Annotated in this window: 26 protein-coding genes; 4 read left to right on the forward strand and 22 right to left on the reverse strand. The window is 67.6% G+C overall.

The window, feature by feature from the left end; translation table 11 throughout:
• On the forward strand, positions 1 to 702 hold the full coding sequence (locus ACI766_RS20475) for an ABC transporter ATP-binding protein (RefSeq protein ID WP_003086389.1): 702 nt from the start codon (positions 1 to 3) through the stop codon (positions 700 to 702).
• A 75-nt stretch (positions 703 to 777) separates the two neighbouring features.
• Here the strand turns inward: ACI766_RS20475 and ACI766_RS20480 are convergent, their stop codons facing one another.
• From ACI766_RS20480 to ACI766_RS20490, 3 genes are all read right to left on the reverse strand, one after another.
• Positions 778 to 3,072, reverse strand: a complete 2,295-nt coding sequence (locus ACI766_RS20480) for a hypothetical protein (protein ID WP_003082116.1) — start codon at positions 3,070 to 3,072, stop codon at positions 778 to 780.
• 36 nt (positions 3,073 to 3,108) lie between these two features.
• Positions 3,109 to 5,019, reverse strand: a complete 1,911-nt coding sequence (locus tag ACI766_RS20485) for an ATP-binding protein (protein ID WP_073647914.1) — start codon at positions 5,017 to 5,019, stop codon at positions 3,109 to 3,111.
• Positions 5,020 to 5,117: 98 nt separating this feature from the next.
• Complete coding sequence (locus tag ACI766_RS20490; RefSeq protein WP_003082110.1) at positions 5,118 to 6,032, reverse strand: LysR family transcriptional regulator; 915 nt, start codon at positions 6,030 to 6,032, stop codon at positions 5,118 to 5,120.
• 105 nt (positions 6,033 to 6,137) lie between these two features.
• Between ACI766_RS20490 and ACI766_RS20495 the strand changes: the two genes are divergently transcribed.
• Entirely contained in the window at positions 6,138 to 6,737 is a 600-nt protein-coding gene (locus ACI766_RS20495) for a short chain dehydrogenase (protein WP_003112511.1), read from the forward strand.
• A gap of 10 nt (positions 6,738 to 6,747) precedes the next feature.
• On the opposite strand, the gene ACI766_RS20500 is transcribed toward ACI766_RS20495, so the two are convergent.
• The gene (locus ACI766_RS20500) at positions 6,748 to 7,146 is read right to left on the reverse strand and encodes a DUF488 domain-containing protein (RefSeq protein ID WP_003116310.1); all 399 of its coding nucleotides are present in this window, start codon (positions 7,144 to 7,146) and stop codon (positions 6,748 to 6,750) included.
• Positions 7,147 to 7,240: 94 nt separating this feature from the next.
• On the opposite strand from ACI766_RS20500, the gene ACI766_RS20505 reads away from it, so the two are divergent.
• Entirely contained in the window at positions 7,241 to 7,906 is a 666-nt protein-coding gene (locus ACI766_RS20505) for a COG3650 family protein (RefSeq protein WP_003082099.1), read from the forward strand.
• 30 nt (positions 7,907 to 7,936) lie between these two features.
• On the opposite strand, the gene ACI766_RS20510 is transcribed toward ACI766_RS20505, so the two are convergent.
• The 11 genes from ACI766_RS20510 to ACI766_RS20560 form a co-directional block, all read right to left on the reverse strand.
• Positions 7,937 to 8,188, reverse strand: coding sequence for a hypothetical protein (locus ACI766_RS20510; protein ID WP_003082096.1), 252 nt, complete (start codon positions 8,186 to 8,188; stop codon positions 7,937 to 7,939).
• Positions 8,185 to 8,706 carry a GNAT family N-acetyltransferase gene (locus tag ACI766_RS20515; RefSeq protein ID WP_003082093.1) on the reverse strand — a complete coding sequence of 174 codons (522 nt, stop codon included), beginning with the start codon at positions 8,704 to 8,706 and terminating at the stop codon, positions 8,185 to 8,187. Before ACI766_RS20515 ends, ACI766_RS20510 begins: the two co-directional genes overlap by 4 nt.
• Before the next feature lie 10 nt (positions 8,707 to 8,716).
• A complete protein-coding gene (locus tag ACI766_RS20520) occupies positions 8,717 to 9,814 on the reverse strand; it encodes a PLP-dependent cysteine synthase family protein (RefSeq protein ID WP_003112514.1) in 1,098 nt (365 codons plus the stop codon).
• Between the two features lie 10 nt (positions 9,815 to 9,824).
• Positions 9,825 to 10,730 carry a DMT family transporter gene (locus tag ACI766_RS20525; protein WP_003082086.1) on the reverse strand — a complete coding sequence of 302 codons (906 nt, stop codon included), beginning with the start codon at positions 10,728 to 10,730 and terminating at the stop codon, positions 9,825 to 9,827.
• A 112-nt stretch (positions 10,731 to 10,842) separates the two neighbouring features.
• Positions 10,843 to 11,190: a Na+/H+ antiporter subunit G gene (locus ACI766_RS20530; RefSeq protein ID WP_003082083.1), complete on the reverse strand. Its 348-nt coding sequence runs from the start codon at positions 11,188 to 11,190 to the stop codon at positions 10,843 to 10,845.
• Positions 11,187 to 11,456 (reverse strand): K+/H+ antiporter subunit F, encoded by a 270-nt coding sequence (locus ACI766_RS20535; protein ID WP_003082079.1) that lies wholly within the window; start codon positions 11,454 to 11,456, stop codon positions 11,187 to 11,189. Before ACI766_RS20535 ends, ACI766_RS20530 begins: the two co-directional genes overlap by 4 nt.
• On the reverse strand, positions 11,441 to 11,965 hold the full coding sequence (locus ACI766_RS20540; protein ID WP_003112515.1) for a Na+/H+ antiporter subunit E: 525 nt from the start codon (positions 11,963 to 11,965) through the stop codon (positions 11,441 to 11,443). The genes ACI766_RS20535 and ACI766_RS20540 overlap by 16 nt, the downstream gene beginning before the upstream one ends.
• Positions 11,962 to 13,461 (reverse strand): monovalent cation/H+ antiporter subunit D, encoded by a 1,500-nt coding sequence (locus ACI766_RS20545; RefSeq protein WP_003123177.1) that lies wholly within the window; start codon positions 13,459 to 13,461, stop codon positions 11,962 to 11,964. Before ACI766_RS20545 ends, ACI766_RS20540 begins: the two co-directional genes overlap by 4 nt.
• Positions 13,458 to 13,796: a Na+/H+ antiporter subunit C gene (locus ACI766_RS20550; protein ID WP_003082068.1), complete on the reverse strand. Its 339-nt coding sequence runs from the start codon at positions 13,794 to 13,796 to the stop codon at positions 13,458 to 13,460. The genes ACI766_RS20545 and ACI766_RS20550 overlap by 4 nt, the downstream gene beginning before the upstream one ends.
• Positions 13,796 to 16,597, reverse strand: coding sequence for a monovalent cation/H+ antiporter subunit A (locus tag ACI766_RS20555; protein ID WP_003082059.1), 2,802 nt, complete (start codon positions 16,595 to 16,597; stop codon positions 13,796 to 13,798). The genes ACI766_RS20550 and ACI766_RS20555 overlap by 1 nt, the downstream gene beginning before the upstream one ends.
• A gap of 328 nt (positions 16,598 to 16,925) precedes the next feature.
• Positions 16,926 to 17,390 carry a glycine zipper 2TM domain-containing protein gene (locus tag ACI766_RS20560; protein WP_003082056.1) on the reverse strand — a complete coding sequence of 155 codons (465 nt, stop codon included), beginning with the start codon at positions 17,388 to 17,390 and terminating at the stop codon, positions 16,926 to 16,928.
• A 187-nt stretch (positions 17,391 to 17,577) separates the two neighbouring features.
• Here ACI766_RS20560 and ACI766_RS20565 point away from each other — a divergent pair, with 187 nt between their 5' ends.
• The gene (locus tag ACI766_RS20565) at positions 17,578 to 17,820 is read left to right on the forward strand and encodes a hypothetical protein (protein WP_003082053.1); all 243 of its coding nucleotides are present in this window, start codon (positions 17,578 to 17,580) and stop codon (positions 17,818 to 17,820) included.
• On the opposite strand, the gene ACI766_RS20570 is transcribed toward ACI766_RS20565, so the two are convergent.
• The 7 genes from ACI766_RS20570 to ACI766_RS20600 all read right to left on the reverse strand — a co-directional run bounded on the left by ACI766_RS20570 (position 17,799) and on the right by ACI766_RS20600 (position 26,984).
• The gene (locus tag ACI766_RS20570) at positions 17,799 to 18,944 is read right to left on the reverse strand and encodes a glycerate kinase (RefSeq protein WP_003082051.1); all 1,146 of its coding nucleotides are present in this window, start codon (positions 18,942 to 18,944) and stop codon (positions 17,799 to 17,801) included. The two genes, ACI766_RS20565 and ACI766_RS20570, sit on opposite strands and share 22 nt — an antisense overlap.
• Before the next feature lie 41 nt (positions 18,945 to 18,985).
• A complete protein-coding gene (locus ACI766_RS20575) occupies positions 18,986 to 20,344 on the reverse strand; it encodes a GntP family permease (RefSeq protein WP_003086363.1) in 1,359 nt (452 codons plus the stop codon).
• Between the two features lie 158 nt (positions 20,345 to 20,502).
• Positions 20,503 to 21,615: a CdaR family transcriptional regulator gene (locus tag ACI766_RS20580; protein ID WP_014603183.1), complete on the reverse strand. Its 1,113-nt coding sequence runs from the start codon at positions 21,613 to 21,615 to the stop codon at positions 20,503 to 20,505.
• A 7-nt stretch (positions 21,616 to 21,622) separates the two neighbouring features.
• On the reverse strand, positions 21,623 to 22,270 hold the full coding sequence (gene pdxH, locus ACI766_RS20585; protein WP_034055292.1) for a pyridoxamine 5'-phosphate oxidase: 648 nt from the start codon (positions 22,268 to 22,270) through the stop codon (positions 21,623 to 21,625).
• Positions 22,271 to 22,368: 98 nt separating this feature from the next.
• Positions 22,369 to 23,250: an OmpA family protein gene (locus ACI766_RS20590; RefSeq protein ID WP_003082037.1), complete on the reverse strand. Its 882-nt coding sequence runs from the start codon at positions 23,248 to 23,250 to the stop codon at positions 22,369 to 22,371.
• Between the two features lie 205 nt (positions 23,251 to 23,455).
• Positions 23,456 to 24,601 (reverse strand): EstA family serine hydrolase, encoded by a 1,146-nt coding sequence (locus ACI766_RS20595; RefSeq protein ID WP_014603184.1) that lies wholly within the window; start codon positions 24,599 to 24,601, stop codon positions 23,456 to 23,458.
• A 109-nt stretch (positions 24,602 to 24,710) separates the two neighbouring features.
• Positions 24,711 to 26,984, reverse strand: a complete 2,274-nt coding sequence (locus tag ACI766_RS20600; protein WP_073647913.1) for a beta-agarase — start codon at positions 26,982 to 26,984, stop codon at positions 24,711 to 24,713.
• Positions 26,985 to 26,992 lie beyond the last annotated feature (8 nt).

The raw sequence follows: 26,992 nt of genomic DNA on the forward strand, positions 1-26,992 counted from the left end.
ATGCTGAGTTTCGACAAGGTTTCCACCTACTACGGCAAGATCCAGGCGCTGCACGACGTCAGCGTGGAAGTGAAGAAGGGCGAGATCGTCACCCTGATCGGCGCCAACGGCGCCGGCAAGTCGACCCTGCTGATGACGCTCTGCGGCTCGCCGCAGGCGGCCAGCGGCAGCATCCGCTACGAAGGCGAGGAACTGGTCGGCCTGCCCTCCTCCACCATCATGCGCAAGAGCATCGCGGTGGTCCCGGAAGGCCGCCGGGTCTTCTCCCGCCTGACGGTGGAAGAAAACCTGGCGATGGGCGGCTTCTTCACCGACAAGGACGACTACCAGGTGCAGATGGACAAGGTGCTGGAACTCTTCCCGCGCCTGAAGGAACGCTACGAACAGCGCGCCGGGACCATGTCCGGCGGCGAACAGCAGATGCTCGCCATCGGCCGCGCGCTGATGAGCAAGCCAAAGCTGTTGCTGTTGGACGAACCTTCGCTCGGCCTGGCGCCGATCATCATCCAGCAGATCTTCGAGATCATCGAACAGTTGCGTCGCGAAGGCGTCACCGTGTTCCTCGTCGAGCAGAACGCCAACCAGGCGTTGAAGCTCGCCGATCGCGCCTACGTGCTGGAGAACGGCCGGATCGTCATGCACGACACCGGCGCCGCCCTGCTGACCAACCCGAAGGTGCGCGACGCCTACCTCGGCGGCTGAGCACCGTCCCGCCGGAGACTTCAGCGCATACGAAAACGGCCCTCACGGGCCGTTTTTTATGCCGAGGCGTACCGGCTACAGGCCGTAGCGCTCGATAGCGTCCAGGTGCGGCTGGGTGTCGACCTCCGCCGCTTCCGCCAGGCGCAGCCAGCACATGCGGTGCGGCCATTGCCCGGTGGCCTCCTGCAACGCCTGGTGCAGGTCGCGCGGCGCCTGCTGCGCGGGTGTCGCGACGGTGAAGTAGATCGCCCGCAGTTCCTCGCCGCTGCTGGCATCGGTGACCTGGTAGTCGCGGTTGCTGTGCACCCAGACCTTCCAGCCGCGCGCGTCGAGCGTTTCGCGGAAGGCGTCGAAGGCCTCGTCGCCCGGATAGACGCCGTCCACCAGCCAGCTCGGCGAGTAACCACCGCTCTCGAGGACGTGCACCACCGCATAGGTGGGAACGAAACGCTTGCGTTCCTCCTCATCTTCCGGAGCCGGATAGATCAGGCCGGCGTCGAACACCACCCAGTCACCGACCCGCTGGCTGCGGTTGCCCGGCGCGTTCTCGAGGACCCGCGCGGTCACCGGGCCGGTGCGCCGGGCGTAGTAGTCGAGCGCTTCGCCATCCTCGATGTAGCGGACGATCACCCAGCCCCAGTCTTCCTCGATCGGTCCGTCGCCGGCGGCGAACTCCATGCCCATGCCGGCAGCGACCTCGCGCAGCATCGTCCAGTCGCGCGCGGCGCTGGCGGCGGTCATCTGGTCCCACTGCACCGACTGCGGCTCCTCCAGCTTGCCGGCCAGACGCTGGTAGGCCAGCGCCGCCTCGGCGAAGCGATCCTGCTCCATCAGCGCCTTACCCAGCAGGCTGTGGGCTCCCAGCGAGCCGGGAGAAATTTCCAGCACCGATTGGCAGGCGCGCTCCAGCTCCGGCCAGTCGTTGAGTTTCTCGGCCAGCTTGACTTCGCTCCACAGCGCGATCAGCGGCACGCTGTCGGCGTAGAGCCGGCCGAGGCGCTTGACCTGGTCGTACTCGCCGCGGGCCAGCAAGGCATTGAGCAGGTAGTAGGCCAGTTGCTGCTCCTCGTCGGTGTGGCGCTCGACGTACTCCCAGAGCAGGTCGATGGCCTCGTCGTCGGCGGAGCAGGCCTGTAGCGCCGAGGCGGCCACTTCGCGCAAGGCGGTGTCGTCGGGCCGCTCGGCCAGCGCCTGGAGCAGCCACTGCACTTCTTTCTCCGGGTTGCGCGGCGCGTCTTCGCTGCCCTGCGCAGCCAGCCAGTCGAGCAACTCCGCAGCCGGCACCGGCAGCTCCTGCTGCTGCGGCGCGGCATCGATCTCCTCCCTCAACCCGGCGAGCAACTGGCTGGCGCCCCGATCGCGCTGCAACTGTTGAGCATGCTGTTCGGCCAGCGCCAGGTGGCGCCTGGCGCTCCATACCGAACCGCGTTGCAACGCGAGGCGGATGGCCTGGCTGGCAACATCGATGACCACCCGGTGCGCGCCCTTCTGCGAGTAGTGTTCGAGCATCTGCTGCAGGCGCCCGCCGAAGTCCCAGGTGTTGCGCTCAGGGGTCCGTTGCAGCAGCAGGTAGACGGCGCGCAGCCAGATCGTACGATAGCGCGGGGCAATCTCGGAGAACGGCAGCAGCGCCTCCAGGGCCTCCTCGTCGCGCCCCAGCAACGCCAGGCCGTGGGCCTTGTACAGACGCCGCGGCTGGCTGATGTTGTTCCACTCCGCGCCCTCGACCTTCTCCTCCATCTCGCCGATCAGGGCCAGCGCCTGTTCCGCGCGCCCCAGGTTCAGCAGGATCGCCACGCGCATCTCCAGGAGGCTGTCGAATACCTCCTCGCCGGCGGCGAGGATCTTCTTCTCCTGTTCGGCCAGGAAGGCCAGGGCATCTTCGCCGCGCCCGTCGTCGAGCAGCGCCTCGGCCTTCTCGTTGCTCAGACAGTGGAAGCAGGCCCAGGTCGGGTCGATCCGCGCCAGGGTCTCGTCGCACACCTCGATGCGTTCCTCCACCCAGCCCGGGCCGTCGACGTTGGCGTAGCACGACGCCAGGTCCTGGGTCACGCAGACCGACTGCGGGCAGGCCTGGGTGTCGTCGCGGTTGGCCAGTTCGAACAGGGAAACGGCGTCGGCCAGGGCGGTCTCACCCTCCAGTTGGTTGCCGACCCGGTTACGCATTTCCCAGTGGCGGACGAAGATTTCCAGCCACGGGTTGTTCAACGTCCGGCTCAGCGCCTTGACCTCCGGCAACAGCGCCTCGGCGCGCTCCACCTCGAGGTCGCAGACGTACGCGGTGAGTTCGTCGATCAGCCGCGCACTCTGCTCCTGGCCGGCCTCACGCAGGTCGGCGCGGAGCTTCTCCACCCAGTTCCAGATATCCATATGCTTCAGTCTCCATCAGGCGTGTTGCGAATTTTCTTATTGCCCCAGCAGGCGCTTCACCGAATCGGCGAGTCCGGCCAGGGCCTGGTTCAGCGAGGTCGCGGGCTGGCCGCGTCCCTGTCCGGCGATGATCACTTTGAACGAGCGCAGCAGCAACGCCGCATGGGCCGCTTCGTCGCGTTCCTCGCCGACGGCCGCGAGCAGCGCCTGCACCGCCGGATTGTCGAGGTTGACGTAGAGCCGGCTCGGCTGGCAATTGTCGAGCTTGCGGGTGAACTGCCGGGCCAGGCGCAACGCCGCGGTGGAAATACGCTTGTCGGCCTCGTCGTCCTCCAGTCGCCGCTTGAGTTCGGCGTCGCGGTCAGGCACCACCACAAGCGGCAATTCCTCGGGGCTGAAGCGGGCGATCACCAGCTGCTCCTCGGCGCCGCCCAGGTGTTCGGCCAGCCAGCCGGTCTCGCGCTCGGGCAGTCGGTCGAGGCGGAACAACTGGCGGTTGCCCTGCTCGGTGCCCAGCTCCACCAGGCGCATCCCCTTGGCCTGCGCCCAGCGACGGAGGAAGGGTACTACCGCATAGCGATTGCCATGGGCCACCGGTACGCCCATGGCACGGAACAGCATTTCCTCGAAGCCGCTGTCGTTGTCCAGCAGCACATGCACCGCTCCGCGCGAAAGGAGTTCGGAAGCCGGGAGGTCGCCCTGGGAGGTGGGTACGCGCAGGCTGTCCATCATCAGCGCGAACAGACGCTCGTCGCACAACGCCGCTCCCAGCAGGGCCTCGTTGTGCCGCAGCAGGACCCGCCGCCAGGCCTCCGGCTGCTGCCGCGCCACCTCGCCGAGCCCGGCGATCAGCGCCTCGGCCAGCGCATGCTGGATCGCCGCGTAATGGTCGTCACGCTGCAGGTCCTCGCGGCTGGCGGTGGGCGTCAGGCGGTTCGATTCGATCACCCCGCCGACGAACCCGGCCCAGGACGGCAGCAGGTCGCGGGCGTCATCGTCGAGCAGCATGCCGCGAAGGAATACCGAGAGATTGCGGTTGTCGCTGGTGCCATAGGTGCCGCCGTCCTGAATCCACAGCAGGCCCTGCACGTCGACCCGCTCGTCCGGGCGCACCGGCAGGCAGCAGATCGGCTCGAAGTCGTGCTCGAAGCGTGCGGCGAACTCCAGGTCGCGGCGCTGCCGTTGCAGCGGGTGCAGCGCGGCGTCGGCGGCCAGCCGCCACGGCGGCGGCTCCGGGTTGATCGACTGGGCGTCGCCGCCGACGTGGATCGGCTCGCGCAGCAGCACGCAGTAGCGTTCGAGGATCTCGCGCAGGCGCGCGGCCTGGGTCAGCGCACTGTATTCGTCCTGCATTTCGAGGGTGATCTCGGTACCCACCGGGCGCGCCGGCATCGGCGTCACGCTGTATTGCTCGGCGTTGCTGGAGACGTAGCAGAAGCCCAGTTCCGGCTGCTGGTAGGACGTGGTCCGCACGCTGACCCGGCGGGCCAGGACGAAAGCGGAGAGGAAGCCCAGGCCGAACATGCCGATCAGCCCGCTGTCCTCGTGGCCGGACTGGCGCAGTCCGCGGGTGTAGCCGACGCCGACGGTGGCCAGGTAGGCGTGGATTTCGTGCTCGGTGAGCCCGGCGCCGGTGTCGACGATGCGCACGGTGTTGCTGGCACTGTCGCCGATCACCTCGATTCGCGACGGCCCTTGCCAGTCGGGCTGCTCCAGGCGGCGACGGAGGATCGAGTCGTGGGCGTTCTGCACCAGCTCGCGCAACGCCACGGTGGGCGTGGAATAGAGGTGCTTGCTGAGCACCGACATCACGCCGTTGAGGTCGACTCCAGCGCGACGGATCTGGGGAGTGTTCGATTGCGGAAAGCTGCTTTGCATGTCCCTATCCAAGCGTTCGATGAATGGCGTCCGCTCGCACGCGAGCGGTCCGGTGCGGGATTCTGCCACGTTCCGTCACGTTCCTTGTGCAACGACGTGCCCGCGATGAGCTTCAGGCCGCATGGAAGCGGCCCGGAGTGCAATAGAGCCGCGTCGCGGCGAAATGTTCAACCCTCCAGGCCGATCAATTGTCGCCGGCTGCGCTCGAACCAGTCGAGCAGGTAATCGGCGAGTACCTGGGTGCGCCGCGGCAGGCCGCCCTGGAACGGATGGACGAGGAACATCGGCGTGCTGCGCGTCTGGTAGTCGCGCAGCAACCAGGCCAGGCGGCCGTCGCCCAGTTCGTCGTGGACCATGTATGACGGCAGCCGGGCGATGCCGGTGCCGGCCAGCGCGGCTTTCTTCAACAGGCTGTAGTGGTTGCTGGCGAGAAAGCCGGCAACCCGTACCCGCTCCAGCCGATGGTGGCGGTGATAGAGCCACTCCTCGTGGCCGCTGTAGTGCGAGTTCAGCAGGCACTCGCGCTCGGCCAGCTCGGCCGGGCGTTGCGGCTCGCCGTGTCGCGCCAGGTAGGCGGGACTGGCGCAGGTGATTTCCTGCAGGACGAACAGCGGCCGCGCCACCAGCCGGGCGTCCTGCTCGACCCCAGAGCGAATCGCCAGGTCGAAGCCCTCACCAACTAGGTCGCGCAGGCCGTTGTACAGGTCCAGCTCGACGCGCAGCAGCGGATGGCGTTCCTGGAAGTCCTCCAGCAGTGCATCGAACAGGGTCTCGCCCAGCGAGACCGGGAGGGTCACCCGCACCCGTCCTTCCGCTCGCTCCTGCAGGCGCGCCACAGCCTGCCGCGCGCGCTCGGCCTGCACCAGCAAGGCCTGCGCCTCGGGCAGCAGCGCGGCGCCGGCGGCGGTCAGCGAAAGACGGCGGGTGGTGCGGTGCAAGAGGGTCACGCCGAGCTTCTGCTCGAGGACGCCAATGCGCTTCGACAGTTGGCCCTTGCTGCAACCGAGACGCTCGGCGGCGCGGGTGAAACTGCCCAGGTCGTGGAGTACGGCGAAGGCGGCGAGATCGTCCAGGTCCTTCACGATTGTTTCCCTATGAAAACGGTAGGTTGTCGATTGACAGGATTATCCATGGCAAAAGCGACTCTACACTGGAAACCACTCACCTTCACTCAACGAGAGGCCTGTATGAAAATCATCCTGATCGGCGCCAGCGGCACCCTTGGCAAGGGTATCGACAAAGAACTCGGCGAGCGCCACGAGATCGTCCGGGTAGGCCACAGCAGCGGCGATTTCCAGGTCGACATCAGCGACTCAGACTCCATTCGCGCCCTGTTCGAGAAAACCGGTCGCTTCGACGCGCTGGTCGCCGCGGTCGGCAAGGTGCACTTCGGCGCCCTGGAGGAAATGGGCGAGGCGCAATACCAGCTCGGCCTGCGCGACAAGCTGATGGGCCAGGTCAACCTGGTACTGCTCGGCCGCGAGTACGCCAACGACGGGGGCTCCTTCACCCTCACCAGCGGCGTGCTCGCCGAGCAGCCGATCCGCTTCGGCAGTTCGGCGAGCATGGTCAACTGCGCCGTCGAGGGCTTCGTCCGCGGCGCAGCCCTGGAGTTGCCGCGCGGCCTGCGCATCAACGCCGTCAGCCCGACCGTGGTCAGCGAGGCGCTGCCCGGCTACGCGCCCTACTTCCGTGGCTTCAAGCCGGTTCCGGCGGCGGACGCCGCGCTGGGTTACGCACGCAGCGTGGAAGGCGCGCAGACCGGCCAGGTGTACCGCATCTGGTAAGCGATATTTCTCAGGAGAGGCGGTCGGCGTAGCAGGTCGGCGAACTGCCCGGCTGCTGGCGGTCCAGCTCCTCCTCGAGGAACTCGGCCAGCACCACGGCATTGTTGTGCTGCTGGTCGTGGGCGCCGTAGAGCAGCGTCAGGGTGCCCTCCCGAGCGCTGTCGAGCAGGCCCCACCAATGTTCCGGGTGCGCCTGCAACTCGGCGCGGTAGTGTTCGCGGAAGCTGTCGAAGAGTGCCGGATCGTGGCAGAACTGCTTGCGCACCTCGTTGGAGGGCGCCACGTCCTTCAGCCAGTCGTCCATGGCCAGGGCCTCCTTGCGGATGCCCCGCGGCCACAGCCGGTCCACCAGTACGCGCCGGCCATCGGCGGGCGACGCCGGTTCGTATACACGCTTGCATTGGATCATCGATCGACTCCCTGGTTGCGATGAAGTCCGATCCGGACTTGAGCTAGGCCCGGACGCTCGGTAACGTGGGCGCATTTTCGATGGAGTCTTCCCTATGCGCCCTGCCCGTCTGCTGGTCTACAGCCTGCTCCCCTTGTTCGCCGCCTGCCAGGTGTGGAAGCCCGAATCGCCGAGCACCAGTGTAGACACCCGCTTCCAGGGCGAACTGGTGAAGATCAACGGCGCGCTGCAATTCCGCCCCTGTACCGAGAAGCGCCTGTTCAGCATCGAGGACGTGGCCAATACCGGCCTGCGCCGCGAAGCCGACAGCCTGTTCGACGACGGCGCCCAGGGCCTGTTCGTCGACCTGCGCGGCACCATGGGACCGGCCAAGGTCCGCGGTACCGACGGCAAGCTGGAGGTCAGCCGACTGTACCGCGTGCAGAACGAGGGCCCCGGCTGCGACGACCCGAACTTCAAGCTGCTGACCTTCGCCGCCAACGGCAACGAACCCTTCTGGAGCGCCAGGGTGAACAACCAGGGCCTGCGCCTGGACCGCCCGGAACACGAGACCCTGGCCTTGCCTTACGTCGCCGAGGAACTGCCGAACGGCAGCACCAGCTATTCCAGCGAGGCGAACGGCAAGAAGGTCGAACTGTGGATCGCCCCGTCGTCCTGCACCGACAGCATGAGCGGTGCCTTCAGCAGCTACTCCGCCGAACTGCGCATCGATGGCGAGACGCTGCGCGGCTGCGCCTATCCGGGCGCACTGGGCAAGTGAAGCGAGGGGCCGCGCAGCGGCGGCCCTTCCCTACAAGAGCAGTCCGGCCTGCTCCAGGCGCCGCCGCAGCGCCGTCAGGCCGCCCTCGTACTCCCAGTAGGCGACGCGCCCGTGGGAGGCGCTGACCAGCAGGTATTTCTCGCTGATCGACTGGATCCGTTCGATGCGCAGCAGTTTCTCGACGAAGCGTTCCTCGCCGATCTGCTCGACGATTTCCCGGTTGTCCGCGTCGTAGCCGTGGACCATGAAGGCGGCGCGCACCTTGAGGCGGATGAAACTCATCGCACGGCTCTGCGCTGGAGGGAAAGATTGCGATGGCACACTGTCGAGCGCCCCGAGCCGTTCGGTCGCCGCGCCGGATCGGCGTAGGTTTCCAGCTCGACGAAGCCGGCCTTGCGCATCATTCCCGCCGACGCCAGGTTCTCTTCGTGACGATCGATATAGACGTCCTCGATGCCTTCGTCGGCCAGTTGGGCCAGCACCGCCTCCAGCAACGCGCTGCCGAGCCCCTGGCCGGCCGCCGCCGGATGCACTACCGCCTCGCAGATGTAGGCCCGCGGCGCATCGGCACGCTGCGGCTGGTAATGGGCGAAATCCTCGGTGCGACGGAAGCTGGCGAACCCCAGCAGCCGATCGTCGCGCTCGGCCAGGACGGCACGTACCTCGCCGTCGGCGATGGCTCGCAGATGCGCACGCACCCCCTCCTCCGGCAAATGGTTCCAGGGATTCGGCCCGTGGCGCAGCAACAGGTCGGTCATGGCCTCGATATCGCCGGTTTCGGCAGCTCGCAAACGGTGCATATCCACTCCTTCAAAGTCCAGCCACCAGCAGCCCGTCGGGCAACGCCACGCCCCGCTCGATGCAGGCAGCCAGCGCCTCGACCAGGGGTTCCAGCGCATAGCCCTGCCTGGCCAGCCAGACCGGATCGTAATAGGTGGTCGCATAGCGTTCGCCGCCGTCGCAGAGAATCGCCACCAGCGAACCCTTCTCGCCGGCCGCGACCATTTGCCGTGCGGCCACCAGGGCGCCGATCAGGTTGGTTCCGCTGGAGCCGCCGACCCGCCGCCCCAGACGCCGGGCCAGGTAATGCATGGCCGCCAGCGACCAGGCGTCCGGCACCTTGACCATCGCGTCGATCACTTCCGGCAGGAAGGACGCCTCGACCCGCGGCCGGCCGATGCCCTCGATCCGCGAACCGCAATCCAGGGTCAGGCCACGGTCGCCGCTGACATAGGCGTCGAAGAACACCGAACGCTCGGCGTCGGCGCAGAGTACCCGGGTGCAGTGCTGGCGATAGCGCACGTAGCGGCCGAGGGTCGCCAGGGTGCCGCCGGTACCGGGGCTGGAGATCAGCCAGGTCGGGGTCGGGTACGGCTCGTGGCGCATCTGCTGGAAGATCGATTCGGCGATGTTGTTGTTCGCCCGCCAGTCGGTGGCGCGCTCGGCATAGGTGAACTGGTCCATGAAATGGCCACCGCTCTCCCGCGCCAGGCGTTCGGACTCGGCGTAGATCTGGGTGGGGTCCTCCACCAGGTGGCTCTGGCCGCCGTAGAAGGCGATCTGGGCGATCTTTTCCTTCGAGGTGCTGGCCGGCATCACGGCGATGAAGGGCAGGCCCAGCAGGCGTGCGAAATAGGCTTCGGAAATCGCCGTGGAACCGCTCGATGCCTCGATCACCGGCGCGGCCGGCCTGAGCCAGCCGTTGCACAGCGCATAGAGGAACAGCGAGCGCGCCAGGCGATGCTTGAGGCTGCCGGTGGGGTGGCTGGACTCGTCCTTGAAGTACAGTTCGACGCCAGGCAGGCCGGGAGTCTCCAGGGGGATCAAATGGGTATCGGCGCTGCGCTGGAAATCCGCTTCGATGATGCGGATCGCCTCGCGGGCCCATTGGCGGTGGTCGACGGTCATGGAAACTCCTTCAGTTCAGGACGCCGGCCGGAGGCGGCGGCGGAGCGCTGCGCCACTGGCTGATGGCGACGCCGATGAAGACCAGGCCGGCAGCGAGCATCTGCGGGCCGTTGAGGGTTTCGCCGAGGAACAGCGCGGCGAATACCAGGGTGAAGACCGGGATCAGGTTGATGAAGCCCGAGGCCTGGCTGGCCGGCAGTCGACCGACGCCGAAGTTGTACAGGCCGTAGGCGCCCACCGTGACCACCACGCCGAGATACACCACCGCCTGGATCCCCAGCGCGCTGGGCTGGCTCGGCAGGTCGGCGCTGGCCAGCGCCAGCGGCAGGAAGAACAGCGTGCCGACGAAGGCCTGCATGGCGGTCAGGGCGAATGCCGAGTAGCGCGCCGAAAGGTGCTTCAGCAACAGGGTATAGCCGGTGGCGCAGAGCATCGCGAGAAGTTCGAAGAAGTTGCCCAGCAGCGGCTGCGGCGCGTGCAGGTCGGGCTCGCCGGCGAGGCTCAGCCAGATCGAACCGAGCACCGCCAGGCCAAAGCCGATCCAGGTCATCCGGCCGATGCGCTCGTGCAGCAACAACCAGGCCCCCACCGCCACCAGCAACGGCAGCAGCGCGGTGATCATCCCGGCCTGGGCCGCGCTGGTGTACTGCAGGGCGAAGGACTCGCAGAGGAAGTACAGGCAGGGTTCGCAGACGGCCAGGCCGAGCAGGTACTTCCAGTCGCCCGGGCGGTAGTCGATGCGTCCGCGCCAGCGCCAGGCAACGAGGAACACCAGGCTGCCGAGGGCCATGCGGCCGAAGATCACCCAGAGCGGCGGCAGTTCGCGGAAAGCGACCTTCAGCACCACGTACGAACTGCCCCACAGCGCCATCGCCAGGATCAGGCAGGCCAGGGCGAACCAGCGCGTCCGAGTCAAGGGAATCTCCACCACGGGCGCCGCGCGGCGCCGGAAAAAGGACTCCCAGTATAGGCAGCCGGCTAGCTGCGCCGACAGGCACAGAAAGCGGGCAAAACTGTTGCGCCGGGCCTCACTGCTCCCAGGGCTTGCCGCGAGTCTTCTTCTCCAGCGGCAACTGCTGCAGCACCGCGGCCTTGGCCAGCATGTAGGCGCTGACCGGGGCGCTGATGAAGAGGAACAGGCTGATCAGCAATTCGTGCAGGCTGATGCCCGCCTGGCGGTTGGAGAAATAGATCAGCGAGGCGACGATCACCCCGCCAACCCCGAGGGTGGTGGCCTTGGTCGGCCCGTGCAGGCGCATGAAGAAGTCCGGCAGGCGGTACAGGCCGATCGCGCCGATCAGGACGAAGGCGCTGCCCAGCAGGAGGAACGCCGAGACGATGATTTCCAGCCACAGGCTCAGGGGTTCGCCAGTCATTCGATGATGTCTCCGCGCAGCATGTATTTGGCCACCGCCACCGTACCGACGAAGCCGAGCACCGCGATCAGCAGCGCCGCCTCGAAGAACAGGTCGCTGTCGCGCCAGATGCCGTACAGCACCAGCAGGGCGATGGCGTTCACGTAGAGGGTGTCCAGCGCCAGCGCCCGGTCCGGCAGGCACGGCCCCTTGACCAGGCGCGCCAGGGTCAGCAACAGGGCCAGGCCGAGCAGCGCCAGGCACAGCGGGATCACGTAAGCGAGCATGGGAAGATCTCCTTCAGCGGCGCTTCGTAGCGTTGCTTGATCTCGGCGATCAGCGCCGCCTTGTCCGGCACGTCGAGGCCGTGCACCAGCAAGGTCTTGCGGTCGTCGCTGAGGTCCGACGACACCGACCCCGGGGTCAGCGAGACGATGCTCACCAGCACGCTGATGGCGAGGTCGTTCTCCAGCTCGATCGGCACCTCGACGAAGGCCGGACGCAAGCGCTCGATCGGTCCGAGGGTCAGGCGGGCGACCTGGATGTTGGCGACGAGGATGTCCCACATCACCAGCACCAGCAGCTTCAGCAGCAGCAACGGATGCCACTCCTGGCTGCGCCCGACCAGCAGGCGGTTGGTCAGCAGCGGAATGCACACGCCGAGGAAGGCGCCGAGCAGCCAGTGGCCGATGGCGAAGGAATCCACCAGCAGCAACCAGACCAGCAACAGCAGGACACTAAGCACGGGATGAGGCAGTACGCGAAGAAGCGGACGCGGCAACGAACGGCTGATCATGCGGCACCTCCGCGGGTGATGATCTGGCGATACAGGTCGAGGTCGTGCAACTGCGCCGCGGTGGCCTGGACGTAGGCCAGCAGCGGCTTCGCGGCGAACACCAGCAACGGGCCGGCGGAGAGCAACAGGATGCAGGCGAACAAGCGGCCGTGGTCCAGTTCGGCGCTACCGAGCACGGTATGCCCGGTGCGCCAGAACAGCGTGCTGCCGGCCCGGCTCAACGCCACCAGCGCCACCAGGCCGCTGCCCAGTACCACGCTCCACAGGGCCAGCGCCTGGCTGCCGGGAGCGACCGACTGCAAAAGCATGACCTTGCCGAAGAACCCCGACAATGGCGGCAGACCGGCAACGGCGATGGCGCCGATGAAGAAAGCCCCGCCGAGCAACCGAGGATTCTGCAACGCCGGGCCCTGGACCAGGTCGCCGGCCTTGTCGCCGCGCTGGCGGGCGACCAGGTCGGCGAGCAGGAACAGGCCACCGGCGATCCAGGTACTGTGCAGCAGGTAGTACAGCGACGCCGCCAGCGCCCGCTCGCTGCCCAACGCCACGCCAGCCAGGAGGGTTCCGGCGGAGACCACCACCAGGTAGGCCAGCAGGCTTTGCAGGGTCCGCGCCGCCAAGGCACCGATCGCGCCCAGGCCGAGGGTCGCCAGGGCCAGCGGCCAGAGCCAGGCCTGCGCCAGGTTGGCCAGCTCGCCGGCGGCATCGCCGAAGACCAGCGTGTAGACCCGCAGGATCGAGTAGATGCCGACCTTGGTCATGATCGCGAACAGCGCCGCCACCGGCGCGCTGGCCGCGGCATAGGCGCGCGGCAGCCAGAAGTACAGCGGCAACAGCGCCGCCTTCAGGGCGAACACCACCAGCAGCAGGAGCCCGGCTGCCGCCAGCAGCGGCGCGCGCTCGGCATCTGCCATGGCGATCTTCTGCGCCATGTCGGCCATGTTCAGGGTGCCGGTGAGGCCATACAGGGTACCCACGGCGATCAGGAAGAACGCCGAGCCGACCAGGTTTAGGATCACGTAGTGCAAGCCCGAGCGCACCCGCTCCGCGCCGCCGCCATGCAGGAGCAACGCGTAGGAGGCGATCAGGAGTATCTCGAAGAACACGAACAGGTTGAACAGGTCGCCGGTCAGGAAGGCGCCGTTGATACCGAGCAGCTGGAACTGGAACAACGCGTGGAAATGCTTGCCCAGGCGGTCGTCGCCACGCAGCGCGTAGATCAGCGCGGCGCTGCCGAGCACCGCGGTGGCCAGCAGCATCAGGGCGGCGAGACGATCGAGCATGAGCACGATGCCGAACGGCGCGGCCCAGTTGCCCAGGGCATAGACGCTCAGGTCGCCGCTGGCGGCCGTACGTATCAGCAGCAGGCTCAGGGGGATCAGTGCCAGCGCCGCGAGCAACGACAGGCCGCGCTGCCAGCGCTCGGCCAGCGGCAACAGCAGCAGGCTGCCGGCAAACAGGGGGAGCAGGATCGGCAGGATCAGCCAATGGCTCATGGGCGCGGCTCCTCCTCGTCCGGACGGCCATCTACGTGGTCGCTGCCGAGGTCACCGAGGCCACGCAGGGCCAGGACAACGACAAAGGCGGTCATGGCGAAGCCGATGACGATGGCGGTCAGCACCAGCGCCTGCGGCAACGGATCACCATACTCCCCGGGAGTGCCGATCACCGCGACGCTGCCGCCGAGTCGGCCCATGGCGAACAGGAACAGGTTGACCGCGTAGGAGATCAGCGTGAGACCGAGCACCACCGGGAAAGTCCTCGCCCGCAGCAGCAGGTAGACGCCGCTGGCGGTGAGCAGGCCGAGGGTGATGGCGAACAGGGCTTCCATCAGAGCGCCTCCTCTTGTGCGACGGGTTCAGGCATCAGGCTGAGCTTGCCGAGGTAGGACAGGATCAGCAGCGCGGCACCGACCACGGTGAGGTACACGCCGAGGTCGAACAGCATCGCCGTGGCCAGCTCGATCTCGCCGATCAGCGGCAACTCGAAGTGGCCGAACGCGGAAGTCAGGAACGGATAGCCGAACAGCCAGCTGCCGAGCCCGGTGAGCCCGGCGATCAGCACTCCGGCGCCAGCCATGGCCGCATAGTTCAGCGGTAGGCGCTGCTCGACCCACTGCGAGCCGCTGGCGATGTACTGCAGCACCAGGGCGATGGCAGTCACCAGGCCGGCGATGAAACCTCCGCCCGGCAGGTTGTGGCCGCGCAGGAAGATGAACACCGAGATCAGCAACGCCAGCGGCAGCAGCACCCGCGACAGGGTTTCCAGGATCAGCGGGTGCTTGGCGTGGGCCCAGTTGCGACCCTGCGGGTCGCAGGTCGGCTTGTGCAGGGCGAAACCGGCGAGCATCGCGTAGATGCCGACGCCGGCGATCGCCAGCACGCTGATCTCGCCGAGGGTATCGAAACCACGGAAGTCCACCAGGATGACGTTGACCACGTTGTAGCCGCCGCCCCCGGAGACGCTGTTCTCGACGAAGAATCCGGCGATGCTCTCGTAGGGCCGGGTCAGCACCGCGTAGGCCAGCAGCGCCACCAGCATGCCGACCCCGCCGGCCAGCGCCACGTCGCGCAAGCCGCGCAGGCTGGAGGACTCCGCCGGAGTGCGCGAGGGCAGGAAATACAGCGCCAGCATCAGCAGGACCATGGTCACCACTTCCACCGACAACTGGGTCAGCGCCAGGTCCGGGGCCGAGAAGCGAGCGAAGGCCAGGGCCACCAGCAGGCCGGCGACGCTGAGGATCAATAGCGCGACCAGGCGCATACGATGGAACAGCGCCGTGGCCAGGCCGCTGAAGGCCAGCACCAGCATGCCCAGGGCGGTGATACCGTCCAGCGGGGTCAGGCCGCGCGAGCCGGTCAGCCTCGCCAGCGGTGCCAGCTCGACCGCCACCACGACCAGCGCCGCGCCCAGCAGCCAGGCCAGGTAGCGCTGCAGTGACCCGTTCTCCAGCCAGGCGGTCAGGCGCGCGGCCAGGGCCACCACACGTTGCACCTGCTGCTCGAAGACCAGCTTGGCGTCCACCTCCGGTAACCCGGCGTACCAGTTGAACAGCGGCTTGCGCAGGACATAGACCAGCACACCGCCAACCAGCGCCACCACGCTCATCAGCAATGGCAGGTTGAAACCGTGCCAGATCGCCAGGCTGTATTCCGGCAGTTGCCCGCCAAGGCTGGCACTGGCGGCGGCGGCCAGCAGCGGCGCCACGGTGTAGGCCGGCAGCATGCCGACCAACAGGCAGAGGAACACCAGGATCTCCACCGGTACCTTCATGTAGCGCGGCGGCTCGTGGGGCGGGAACTTCGGCAACCGGGCCGGCTCGCCGTTGAAGAACACGTCGTGGATGAAACGCAGCGAATAGGCCACCGAGAACACGCCGGCCAGGGTCGCCACCGCCGGCACCAGCCAGTTGAAGCTGCCCAGCAGGTTCTGGCTGAGGGTTTCGCCGAAGAACATCTCCTTGCTGAGGAAGCCGTTCAGCAGCGGCACCCCGGCCATCGCCAGGGAGGCGACGATGGCCAGCACCGCGGTATGCGGCAGGTACTTCCACATCCCGTTGATCAGGCGCATGTCGCGGCTGCCGGTCTCGTGGTCGATGATCCCGGCGGCCATGAACAGCGAGGCCTTGAAGGTCGCGTGGTTGATGATGTGGAACACCGCGGCGACGTTCGACAGCGGGGAGTCGAGGCCGAACAGCAGGGTGATCAGGCCCAGGTGGCTGATCGTCGAGTAGGCCAGCAGCCCCTTCAGGTCATGCTGGAACAGTGCCATGCCGGCCCCCAGCAACAGCGTCACCAGGCCGCTCAGGCTGACCAGGTAGAAGAACCACTCGGTGCCGGCCAGCGCCGGATACAGCCGGGCCAGCAGGAATACGCCGGCCTTGACCATGGTCGCCGAGTGCAGGTACGCGGAAACCGGGGTCGGCGCCGCCATCGCGTGGGGCAGCCAGAAATGGAAGGGAAACTGCGCCGACTTGGTGAACACGCCGAGCAGGATCAGTATCAGCACCAGCGGATACAGAGCGTGGGCGCGGATCAGCTCGCCAGCCGCGAGGACCTCGGTGAGTTCGAAGCTGCCGGCGATGTGGCCGAGCAGCAGCACCCCGGCCAGCAGCGCCAGGCCGCCCCCTCCGGTAACGGTCAGGGCCATCCTCGCACCCTTGCGGGCGTCGGAACGGCTGCCCCAGAAGCCGATGAGCAGGAACGAGGACAGGCTGGTCAGCTCCCAGAAGAGCATCATCAGCAAGAGATTTTCCGCGAGCACCACGCCGAGCATGGAGCCCATGAACAGCAGCAGGAAAGCGAAGAAACGCCCCATCGGCTCCTGTTCGGAGAGGTAGTAGCGGGCGTAGAGGATCACCAGCAGGCCGATGCCGAGGATCAGCAGGGCGAAGAGGAAACCGAGGCCGTCCAGGCGCAGGCTGAGGTTGATGCCGATTTCCGGCAGCCAGGAATAGCTGGCGGTCAGGGTCTGCCCGGCGAACACCGTGCCGCGCTGCCCGAGCAACAGGATCAGGCCGATCAGCGGCGCCACGCCGGCGGACGCCGCGCACAAGGTGCGGCCGCCACGCTCGGCAAGCAGGGGCAACAACGCCCCCATGAACGGCAGCGCGATGATCAGCGCCAGAATCATGGGCTACTCCTCTTCGATGGCGGAGCCCCCGGCATGCCTGGCCGGCGGTGCTTCCCCGCGGTTGTCGGTGCGCGGCCGGATCGCCAGCAGCTCGAAGCCCCATCGGCCACCGGCAGGCGCGGCGCGACGGAACTACGATTATCGCAATCTATCGAACGAACGTCATGGATTGAATTATTACAAAATTCAGGCGTTCCGACTGCCGGAAAGCCGAAAAAAACTCTGCAACGGCAACGACTTGAAGCTTAGCAAGACAACGCCGGCAGTGGTTCGGCGCTACAACGAAAACGGCCGGCGAAATGCCGGCCGCGGGATAACGTGGGAAGAATCAGTGGGCGACGCGGCTGGTGCCGTTGACGGTCAGGATGCGCACGCGCTCGCCGACGCGGAAGATCTGGCCCTGGTCGACCTGCTGGACATAGGCGCGGGTGCTGCCGTCGTCTTCGCGCACGGTGATCTCGACGCCCTGGGTGCGCGTCAGGCCTTCTTCGGTAGCCGCGCCCAGCAGGCCGCCAGCGACCGCGCCGATGATGGCCGCGACGTAGCTGCCCTTGCCGCCGCCCACCGCGCTGCCGGCGACACCGCCGACGCCGGCACCGGCGATGGAACCGATCGGGGTCTTGGTGCCTTCGATCTTGACCGGGCGCAAGGCCTGGATGGTGCCCATGCGTACAGTCTGCACGGTACGGGCTTCCTCACGGCTGTAGGTATCGCCGGTGAGGCTGGATTGGCAGCCGCCAAGAGCCAGGGCCATGGCGGTGAAGGAAGCAACGATCAAGGCAGACTTGCGCATAACGGCATCTCCGAAAGGGATAACTGACGAATATTAGACTCTCCCGCAGCCGCTCCTGTCACCTGGCCGGCGCGAGATAATCGAATCGATTCAGCAATGGTACAGGTTCGTTCAGTTTCGACCGAACCCTCCCGCTTTCATCGGCGGGACCGATCGGCTAGGGTGAGCGCCCGCAGAAGGAACAGCCATGGACTATTTCATCATCGTCGTCACCACCGCCGCCGGCCTGTATTTCCACTGGTGGATCTACTGGCGCATCCGCCGCTGGATGGACCGCGACCTGGCGCTGTCATTCGCCGGCGACGACCCGCAAAAGCGTGACTATCTGTTACAGCGACTGGCCGAGGCCAAGGCCAGCAAGGTGAAGCGGCGCGACCTGCCGGCCTGGCTGGAGCGCGCCGCCGCCGACTACCCTTCCCGCGAAGCCTGAGCCAGGCGCCAGAGCCGGGCGATCTGCTCGGCGCGCGCCTCCAGTTCCGCCGCCGCTCCGGCACAGGCCTGCTCCAGGCTGATCGGTCCCGGCGCCAGGCTGAACGCCGCATCGATGCCGGCGTCGTGCAGGCGCTGGTAGCCGTCGCCCAGGCTGCCGGCCAGGGCTACCACGGGAACGCCGGCCTGGCGCGCGATCCGCGCCACGCCCACCGGGGTCTTGCCGTGCAGGCTCTGCGCATCCAGACGGCCCTCGCCGGTCAGCACCAGGTCGGCACCGACCAGCGCATCGGCCAGCCCGGCCAGCTCCGCCACCAGTTCGATGCCTGGGCGGAAACGCGCGCGGAGGAATGCCCTCGCGGCGAAACCCAGGCCGCCGGCGGCGCCGACGCCCGGCACCCGGCTGAAGTCCTCGCCAAGGGTCGCCGCGACCACCTTGGCGAAGTGCGCCAGGGCGGCATCCAGTTGCGCCACCTGTTCGGCGCTGGCGCCCTTCTGCGGACCGAACACCGCCGACGCGCCGCGCGGCCCGCATAGCGGGTTGTCGACGTCTGCGGCGACTTCCACCGCGACATCCACCAGGCGCGGATCCAGCCCGCCCAGGTCGAGACTGTGCAGGCCAGCCAGCGCGGCGCCGCCGGGCGCCAGTTCCTCGCCGTCGGCAGCCAGGAAACGCACGCCGAGCGCGCCCAGCAGGCCGGCGCCGGCATCATTGGTAGCGCTGCCGCCGAGGCCGAGGATAATCTTCCGCGCCCCGGCGTCCAGCGCCGCACGGATCAGCTCGCCAGTGCCACGGCTGCTGCTGCGCGTGGCGTCGCGGCGGTCGCGCGGGACCAGGTGCAAGCCGCTGGCGGAAGCCATTTCGATCACTGCGGTGGCGTCGTCCAGCCAGCCCCAGTGCGCCAGGGTCGGCTCACCGAGCGGGCCTTCGACACGGCATTCGCGACGTTCGCCGGCGGTGGCGGCGAGTACCGCATCGACCGTGCCTTCGCCGCCGTCCGCCAGTGGCCGCAGCAACACCTCGGCCTGCGGGAAGACTCGCCGCCAGCCGCGGGCGATAGCCTCGGCGACGTCGGGCGCGGACAGGCTTTCCTTGAACGAATCAGGAGCAATCACGATTTTCATCAGTCACCTCGCAGGGCCGGGAGTCCCCGGCCCCGCTTCAATCAGAGCAGCACAAGGCTGAGCAGCCATACCGCGAGCATACCGGCGATACCCTGGACCAGGGTCGCCAGGGTCTGGGCGCGATAGGCAGTGGATACGGTCATGCGGCTGAACTGTGTGACCACCCAGAAGAAGCTGTCATTGGCGTGGGACACCGTCATCGCTCCGGCACCGATCGCCATGACCGTCAGCACCCGGCCCATCTCGCTGTCCAGGCCGAGCTGCGGCAGCAGCGGAGCGACCAGCGCCGAGGTGGTGACCAGCGCCACGGTGGTCGAGCCCTGTGCGGTCTTCAGCGCGGCCGCCACCACGAACGGCATGAACAGGCCGATGCCCAACGCTGACAGGGTGCTGCCCAGGTAGTCGCCGAGCGGAGTGATCTTCAGCATCGCACCGAAGGCGCCGCCGGCGCCGGTGATCAGCAGGATCGGCGCGGCCGACTGGATGCCTTCCACCACGCGCTCATGGAATTCCTCGCGCTTGCTCTGGCCCTTGAGCAGGGTGCAGGCCAGCGCCAGGCCGACCAGCAGGGCGATCACCGGTTGACCGAGGAAGTTCAGGCAGGCGAACAGTACGCCCTCGCCCAGCGGCTTGCTCGGGAATACCGCGACCGAGCCAAGGCAGATCAACAGGATCGGTACGAAGATCGGCGCGAACGCCTGGGTGGCGCTGGGCAGCTTGCCGTAGCGGGCACGCAGCTCGCTGAAGTCCTCTTCGGTCTGGACGACCTGGCCGTCGTCGACCAGGGGAATGTCCTTGCCGACGAAGCGATTGGCCCACCACATGCCGGCCATCGCGGTGACGAAGGCGACCACCAGGCCGACCACGATCACCAGGCCAAGGCTGGCGTCCAGGCCGAGGTTGCCGGCCGCGGCGATCGGTCCCGGGGTCGGCGGCACGAAGGTGTGGGTGGCGTAGAGACCGGTGGCCAGGGCCACGCTCATGGCGATGGTGGATATCTTCATCCGCGCCGCCAGGGCGTTCTTCAGCGAGTTGAGGATGACGAAGCCGGAATCGCAGAACACCGGGATCGACACCAGGTAGCCGATGATCGACATGGTCAGGGTCGGGAAGCGTTCGCCGAGCAGGCGGATCACGCTTTCCGCCATGGTGATCGCCGCACCGCTGCGCTCGAGGATCACCCCGATGATGGTGCCGAGCACGATGACGATGCCGATGTAGCCGAGGATGCTGCCGAAGCCGCCGGTAACGGTCTTGACGATTTCCGCCGTGGGTACCTGGTAGGCGAAGCCGGCGATCAGCGCGGCCGCCAGCAGGGCGAGGAACGGGTGCAGCTTGAGTCGCGTGGTGGACAGGACGATAAAGGCGATCAACGCCAGCAGGATCAGGACCAGGGTCATGAGCCGCCTCCTTGTTGTTATGGGTGTGGGATGGGCGCCCAGGGGCGGGTCATTTTCGCTCCGTCGGGACCGGACACGCCTTGTGCAACGGCCAGAGGAAGACGGCGCTGGAAGGGGAACATTTTGTGCGACTGCACAGTGAATCGATTGATCGCCCGTTACCCGCGGCGCGGAACGAGCAATTGCAGCCCCAGCAACAATTGCTGGCGGTGCTCCAGGCGAGCGAGATCGAGCCCGCTGATCGAAGCGATGCGCTCCAGTCGGTAGCGCAGGCTGTTGCGATGGATTCCCAGCGCCTGGGCACAGGCCTGGGCGTGCCCGTCATGGGCGCACCAGGACTCCAGGGTAGCGGCCAGCGAACCTTGCGGATCGTGGTCGAGCAACCGCTGCAAGGGCGCCAGCAGCTGCCGCACCTGCCAACTGTCGCGCTGGCTGAACAGCAGGCTGGCGAGGCGGTGTCCGTCCAGGATCACGACCCGCCGACCGGGCAACCGGCTGCGCGCATAGTCCAGCAGGTCGCGCGCGGCGCAGGCCGAGGCGCGCAGCTCGGCCAGGTCATGCGCCGGGTCGCCGGCACACAGGCGCGCCACGCCCCAGCCGCGCGCGTCGGCGCGCTCCAGCCAGTGCTCGAGCGTATCTGCGTGGGCTACCGGCCGGCACCAGAACACCAGGCGCTCGCCCAGCGCCGCGCTCCAGTGCTCCGCCCGGCCGCCGAGTGCCGCCAGCAGGCGAGCCTGGCAAGGCAGCGGATCGGCATGCTCGGGCAACTCCAGGAAGACCGCCTGGCGCGGCCAGTGCATGGCCAGCCCCAGGTGTTCGGCATCGGCCGCCAGCGCCCCGAGGCCGTGGCCGGGATCGAGCAACTGGCGCAGCCAGGCTTCGTGACGCTGGCGTTGCCAGTGTCGCTCGTCCTGCATCTGGCGCTGTTCCATGAGCATTTCCGCTGCCATCCGCACCAGCTCGGCATAGGGCCGGACCACCTCCGGCGCGCCGGTGATGCCGAGCACGCCGACCAGCCGCTCGGCGTGCAGCAACGGCAGGTTCACCCCTGGCCGCACCCCGCGCAGGCAGGCGGCGGCCTGCTCGTCGATTTCCACCACCCGCCGGTTGGCCAGCACCAGTTGCGCCCCTTCGTGGCGGGTATGCAGGCGCGATGGATCGCCGCTGCCGATGATCATGCCCTGGGCATCCATCACATTGATGTTGTGCGGCAGGATCGCCATCGCCCGATCGACGATGTGCTGCGCCAGCGTCGAATCCAGTTCGAACATGGAGGATTCAGGGCGCCAGGCGTTCGCGCCGCCAGCCGCCGTCCTGGCGTCGATAGTCGAGACGGTCGTGCAGGCGGCTCGGCCGCCCCTGCCAGAACTCGATGCGCTGCGGCAGGAGACGGTAGCCGCCCCAGTGCTCGGGACAGCTCGGCGGCTGGTCGGCGAAACGCCGCTCGGTGTCCGCGAGCAGCCGTTCCAGCTCGGCGCGATCGGCGATGACCCGGCTCTGCGGCGAGGCCCAGGCGCCCAGGCGACTGCCCAGCGGACGCACCTGGTAGTAGGCGTCGGATTCCTCGGGAGTGACCTTCTCGACGCTGCCTTCGATGCGCACCTGGCGCTCCAGCGCCGGCCAGAAGAAGGTCATGGCCGCCCGCGGATTGGCCGCCAGTTGCCGGCCCTTGGCGCTTTCGTAGTTGGTGAAGAAGGTGAAGCCGCGCTCGTCGAGGCCCTTGAGCAGGAGGATACGGCAATGCGGATAGGCGTCGGCGTCGACGGTGGCCAGGGTCATGGCGTTGGGTTCGACCGGCAGGCGCTCGGTCTTCACCGCGTCGTCGAACCACTGGCGGAACAGGCTGAAGGGATCGCTAGGGGCGTTGGCCTCGCTGAGGCCATCGCGGGTGTACTCGCGGCGCATATCGGCCAGGGACTGGGTCATGGCGCATCTCCAGGGGGAAATGCGCCATAGCTTAACCGCAGACTCCGCCTCGCGCTTGATCCGGGACAATGGCGCCAAGCGCCCTGCCCCGGTTCGGCTCAGTTGCCCTGGGCCAGGGACAGCAGGCTGGCGCGCTGGGTATAGAGCACTTCGACGCGACGGTTCTGGGCGCGGCCGGCGGCGCTGGCGTTGTCCGCGCGCGGCATGTCGGAACCGACCCCCTTCAGGCGCAATTGGTCGCCTTTCAGGCCGCTGAGGCGGAAGATCGCCGCCACCGACTGGGCACGCTCGAAGCTCAGCTTGTCGTTGACCGCCTTGCTGCCGGTGCTGTCGGTATGGCCGAGTACCAGGATACCGCTCTGCGGATCGGCCTGGGCCATCTTGGCGACCTTGCCCAGCGGGTTGAGGGTGATCGGCATCAGCATGGTGTGGCGCTTGGGATTGAACGAGTAGTCGGCGGGGGCGATGACGATCAATGCGTTGTCGCGGCGTTCGAGGGTGAACTCGCTACCGGCGATCGCTTCGCGCAGGGCTTTCTCATGGGCATCCAGCCACTCCTTGGTGACCTTCTGCTGGACCAGTGCCGGCTTGCCCGACGCCTTGCTCGCCGAGCTGGCGCCGAACGGCCACCACCAGGGGTTGGCGGCCTTCGGCTCGGCTGCGGCGGCGACTTCTTTCTTCGCCGCGGCGATCTCGGCCTTCTGCTCCGCTGCCTTGGCGGCTACGTCCCGACCGCCTTCGTCCTTGCCGAACGGCCACCACCAGTGGCTGGAGCCGACATGCTCGGCTTCGGCCTTCTGTTCCGTGGCCTGCTTGGCGACGGTCTGTCCGTCGTCCTTGCCGAACGGCCACCATGAATGGCTGGAAGCCTGCTCGGCCGGAGCCTTGGCTGGCTGCGAGGAAGCGTCCTGGGTCTGGAAATAGCTGCAGCCGGAGGCGGTCATGCAGAGAAGAAGCGTCGAGGTCTTAAGCAGTTTCATACGTCGGGGTCCGTTGGAAGTGAAAGAAGGCGAGCCCGATGGAACATTCGGCTCAACCGCCGGTCACATCGCAGCGATGCCGGAGTCGATCCACTGCCCCGGCAACGCCCTATCTCATACGACGCTTTAGATTGTGTCGCTAAGCCATTATTTGGCAATGAAATTTAGCGTCGAGCCGACAAGCGGTTAAAAGTTAACCAACGGATTACAGACACTCCCCCGCGACACGCGCCAGCTGCTGCGCCCGCGGATCCATCAGCACATACGGCCCCAAGGCGTTGCTGACAAAGGAAAAAGCCAGGTCGCGCTCGGGATCGGCGAAGCCGATCGAGCCACCCGCCCCAGGGTGGCCGAAGGCCTTGGGGCCGAGTCCGTAGGTCGCATTGGCCACGCCCGGTTGGTCGAGCATGGTGCCGAGGCCGAAGCGGGTCCGGGTCAGCAAGGTCCGATCCTCGCCTACCGCGTGTTCGTGGGCCAACTGGCCCAGCAGTTCATCTTCCAGCAAACGTCCCCGCAACAGGCCGCTATAGAAGCCGGCGAGCGCGCGCGCGTTGCCATGGCCATTGGCGGCCGGCTGCTGCATGCGTCGCCATTCCGGCTTGTTGGTGCTGGTGAGGATCGACGGCGGATTGGTGAAGGCACGGGTGGTCAGCGCCAATGGCTCGCTCATCATGGTCTTCAGCATGCGCTGGGCGGCAGCGTCGCCGAGGCTGCCCTTGCTCCGTGCCATGTGGGCGACGCGGCCGAACTGGCTGTCGTCCAGGCCGACATGGAAATCCAGGCCCAGCGGTGCCGCGGTGCGCGCCACGATGGCCTCGCCCGGCTCGCGGCCGTCGACCCGGCGGATCACCTCGCCGAGCAGCCAGCCATAGGTAATCGGTGCATAGCCGTGCGCTTCACCAGGCGTCCACCAGGGCTCCTCGGCGGCCAGTGCCGTGGTCATCGCCTGCCAGTCGTAGAGTGCCTCGGGCGGCATCTGCTCGCGCAGCGCCGGCAGGCCGGCGCGATGGCAGAGCAACTGGCGCACGCTGATCGCTGCCTTGCCGGCCGCGGCGAACTCGGGCCAGTAGCGTGCCACCGGCGCGTCCAGTTCGAGCTTGCCCTCGGCCACCAGTTGCAGCACGGCAACGGCGGTGAAGGTCTTGGTGCAGGAGAACAGATTGAGGATGGTGTCGCGCTGCCAGGGCTGCTCGCCGTCCTTGTCCGCGACGCCGCCCCAGAGGTCGACCACCGTCTCGCCACCGACCTCCAGGCACAACGCCGCGCCGCGCTCCTGCGGATTGTCGAAAAGCCGGGCGAAGGCCTCGGCAAGCGGGGCGAAACGGCTGTCACAGTGGCCTTGGGGCGTCATGGGCAAGTTCCGGTGGGAAAGTGGTCGGGGCATTCTTCCAGCCCTCGGCGGCCTTGTGAACCCTGACATAAGAGGGGTTCGCCGCAAGCGGGCGGCGGTGAATGCGCGCTCATGAACCGGCTGAATCCTCGCGCGGCGGCAGAGGCTCGACGGCAGGCATGGACCTGGCCATCGCCGACAGTCGCGACAGGACGGCAAGGTTGCTTCGGCGCACCGTGTCGACGAAGCCGGCGAACGGCAAGCCCGTGATCCCGACCAGGCCTATATGGCCGTTCTCGCCGTCCAGCAGACGCCCGCTGGCCGGTTGGTCGAGGTACTGGAACCAGTGGGCGCCGACGATATACGGACTCTTCAGCGCCGCCTCCAGGAACGTTCGGTAGGAGTCGCCGCGCGCCCGCTCATTGGCCGCCTCGCTGACACCACCCCAGAACGGACCGCGATCCCGCGAGCCGAAGTGGAACTCGCTGATCAGCACCGGCTTGTCCAGCCGCGCCAGCAGGGAGTCGTCCAGGCCCTGCCCGGGCAACGGCGTATAGAGGTTGAAACTGAGGAGGTCGCAATACCGGGCGCAGGAGGTGATCGCCTCGGGAGTGCTGACGGCGAAGCGGCCGCCGAGCAGGAGGTGGTTCGGTGCGTGCCATTGCAGGGCGTCGCGCAGGGTCTTGAAGTAAGCGTCGGCATACAGCCGGAGGAAGGCGCTGTAGTCCTCGGCGATGGCCGGATGCCCCTCGCCCGGCAGCGGAGCCGCGTAGCCCGGCGCCTCCAGGGCCTCCCAGGCGGCCAGCTCGATGCCCCAGGCCTCGGCCAATGCCTCATGGCCCAGGTACTTGGCTTTCAATTGCTTGACGAAGGCGCGCTTCGCCGGACTGTCCATGGACAGCGTCAAGGCTCCGAAAGCGAGGCCGTAGCGCGCCTGGGCCGAGCCGTCGCGCCCGGCCCAGGCCAGTTCGTTGTCGGCGTAGTAGCCGAGCAGCCAGGGATCGTCGCGGTGGTCGCGAGCAGCGATGGCGATGACGCGCTCGGCGGCCATGGCGAAGCGCGGGTCGAAGGGATCGGGCATGGCTCCCCACCAGTCGAAACCGCTGCTGACCGTGGCGTAGTCGCCGGCGATCGACAGCGGCAGGCTGTAGGGCATCCGCGTCTGTGCGGCGAGCGCCGGATCGCTCCAGTTGCCGAGGCTGTTGAAACCCCATGCCGAGAGGCGCTCCAGGGTGCGCTGGCGCCATTCGCCGGCGAGCTGGTCGGCACTCGCCTGGGGAGCGATGCGCTGGCGATTGGCACCGAGGAAATCGAACCAGCGACCATGCCCGAAGCGCCGCCCGGCCTGCGCGGCGACGCCGCGGCGGTCGTCGCCCTCACCGAAGAATGCGGCCAGCGGCTCACCCTCCGCCGGCAGTTCGGCGAACATCGGCTCGCGTCCTTCGACGTAGGTCCGGCTGCCGTCGGCGGTCACCGCATTAACGCCCAGCGACCAGAACGGATGTCCTTCCGGAGTAACCAGCCACCAGCGCCCGCCACGTTTTTCCGTGCGGAAGAAACCGCTGGCTTCGAACACCGGCCCACCCAGCAGGCCGCCGAAACGGTCGCGCGCCGGTGTCTGCCGTTCCCAGTCGCGGAGCTGTGCGGCCTCGGCCGCATAGGCGCTGCGCAACTGTTCGTCGGAACGAATCTTTTCCGGCCAGTCGGCGCGGCTGTACTGGCCATAGCGATCGATCAGGCCGGTCAGGATGCTCCGCTCCACCGCTCTCCCTGCGCGTATGCCGAAACGTCCGAGCAGGATGCTCTGGGGAGCTTGCGGCGAGCGCAGGGACAGGCTCAGCGCCCCGACCCTGGCGCGGTCCAGCGAGCCCTCCACGCGTGGCGCCAGCAGCACCCGCTGGCCTTCGACCATCTGCGGCATCGGCGGCCCCGCACGCATGCCCAGAGCCTCTGGCGAAACCGCCCGCAACGGCACCAGCAGGGTCTGCGGCGGGCCTGCCGGAAGCTCGATGGATGCCTGCAACCCCGGCGCGCCCTGCTCGCCCTCGATCGCGACCTCCAGGGTCATGTCCCAGCTCATCGCGTTCTGGATGCGCAGGCTCACGTAGTCCGCTGCGGACCAGTCCCAACGGCCCTGCGCCGGACTCATGCGCAAGGTGGGCCGTTGCGCCGGGCTGAAGGTGACGCGACGGAGAATGTCGCCCTCCGGGGTGGCCTCCGCCGTCACGCTGGGCAGGTCGGCATCCTCCAGGGTGATGCCGACCACGGCCATTGGCTTGACGAAGTTGAACAGCACCTGCTGGGTGTCGTTCGCCGCCAGCGGCGCGGCCACCGCGAGCAGGCCGAGAAGCAGGGGAAGATGCCAACGCGAACGGATCATGAAGCCTGTTTTCCTTAACTCCATCCCGGCAT

It is taken from the genome of Pseudomonas sp. DL (assembly GCF_047199225.1).
Lineage (GTDB): Bacteria > Pseudomonadota > Gammaproteobacteria > Pseudomonadales > Pseudomonadaceae > Pseudomonas > Pseudomonas aeruginosa.

Coding starts and splice junctions, on each gene's coding strand:
- ACI766_RS20475 (WP_003086389.1), top strand. CDS start 1: ATGCTGAGTTTCGACAAGGTTTCCACCTACTACGGCAAGATCCAGGCG.
- ACI766_RS20480 (WP_003082116.1), bottom strand. CDS start 3,072: ATGGATATCTGGAACTGGGTGGAGAAGCTCCGCGCCGACCTGCGTGAG.
- ACI766_RS20495 (WP_003112511.1), top strand. CDS start 6,138: ATGAAAATCATCCTGATCGGCGCCAGCGGCACCCTTGGCAAGGGTATC.
- ACI766_RS20500 (WP_003116310.1), bottom strand. CDS start 7,146: ATGATCCAATGCAAGCGTGTATACGAACCGGCGTCGCCCGCCGATGGC.
- ACI766_RS20505 (WP_003082099.1), top strand. CDS start 7,241: ATGCGCCCTGCCCGTCTGCTGGTCTACAGCCTGCTCCCCTTGTTCGCC.
- ACI766_RS20510 (WP_003082096.1), bottom strand. CDS start 8,188: ATGAGTTTCATCCGCCTCAAGGTGCGCGCCGCCTTCATGGTCCACGGC.
- ACI766_RS20515 (WP_003082093.1), bottom strand. CDS start 8,706: ATGCACCGTTTGCGAGCTGCCGAAACCGGCGATATCGAGGCCATGACC.
- ACI766_RS20520 (WP_003112514.1), bottom strand. CDS start 9,814: ATGACCGTCGACCACCGCCAATGGGCCCGCGAGGCGATCCGCATCATC.
- ACI766_RS20530 (WP_003082083.1), bottom strand. CDS start 11,190: ATGACTGGCGAACCCCTGAGCCTGTGGCTGGAAATCATCGTCTCGGCG.
- ACI766_RS20535 (WP_003082079.1), bottom strand. CDS start 11,456: ATGCTCGCTTACGTGATCCCGCTGTGCCTGGCGCTGCTCGGCCTGGCC.
- ACI766_RS20540 (WP_003112515.1), bottom strand. CDS start 11,965: ATGATCAGCCGTTCGTTGCCGCGTCCGCTTCTTCGCGTACTGCCTCAT.
- ACI766_RS20545 (WP_003123177.1), bottom strand. CDS start 13,461: ATGAGCCATTGGCTGATCCTGCCGATCCTGCTCCCCCTGTTTGCCGGC.
- ACI766_RS20550 (WP_003082068.1), bottom strand. CDS start 13,796: ATGGAAGCCCTGTTCGCCATCACCCTCGGCCTGCTCACCGCCAGCGGC.
- ACI766_RS20555 (WP_003082059.1), bottom strand. CDS start 16,597: ATGATTCTGGCGCTGATCATCGCGCTGCCGTTCATGGGGGCGTTGTTG.
- ACI766_RS20560 (WP_003082056.1), bottom strand. CDS start 17,390: ATGCGCAAGTCTGCCTTGATCGTTGCTTCCTTCACCGCCATGGCCCTG.
- ACI766_RS20565 (WP_003082053.1), top strand. CDS start 17,578: ATGGACTATTTCATCATCGTCGTCACCACCGCCGCCGGCCTGTATTTC.
- ACI766_RS20570 (WP_003082051.1), bottom strand. CDS start 18,944: ATGAAAATCGTGATTGCTCCTGATTCGTTCAAGGAAAGCCTGTCCGCG.
- ACI766_RS20575 (WP_003086363.1), bottom strand. CDS start 20,344: ATGACCCTGGTCCTGATCCTGCTGGCGTTGATCGCCTTTATCGTCCTG.
- ACI766_RS20580 (WP_014603183.1), bottom strand. CDS start 21,615: ATGTTCGAACTGGATTCGACGCTGGCGCAGCACATCGTCGATCGGGCG.
- pdxH (WP_034055292.1), bottom strand. CDS start 22,270: ATGACCCAGTCCCTGGCCGATATGCGCCGCGAGTACACCCGCGATGGC.
- ACI766_RS20590 (WP_003082037.1), bottom strand. CDS start 23,250: ATGAAACTGCTTAAGACCTCGACGCTTCTTCTCTGCATGACCGCCTCC.
- ACI766_RS20595 (WP_014603184.1), bottom strand. CDS start 24,601: ATGACGCCCCAAGGCCACTGTGACAGCCGTTTCGCCCCGCTTGCCGAG.
- ACI766_RS20600 (WP_073647913.1), bottom strand. CDS start 26,984: ATGGAGTTAAGGAAAACAGGCTTCATGATCCGTTCGCGTTGGCATCTT.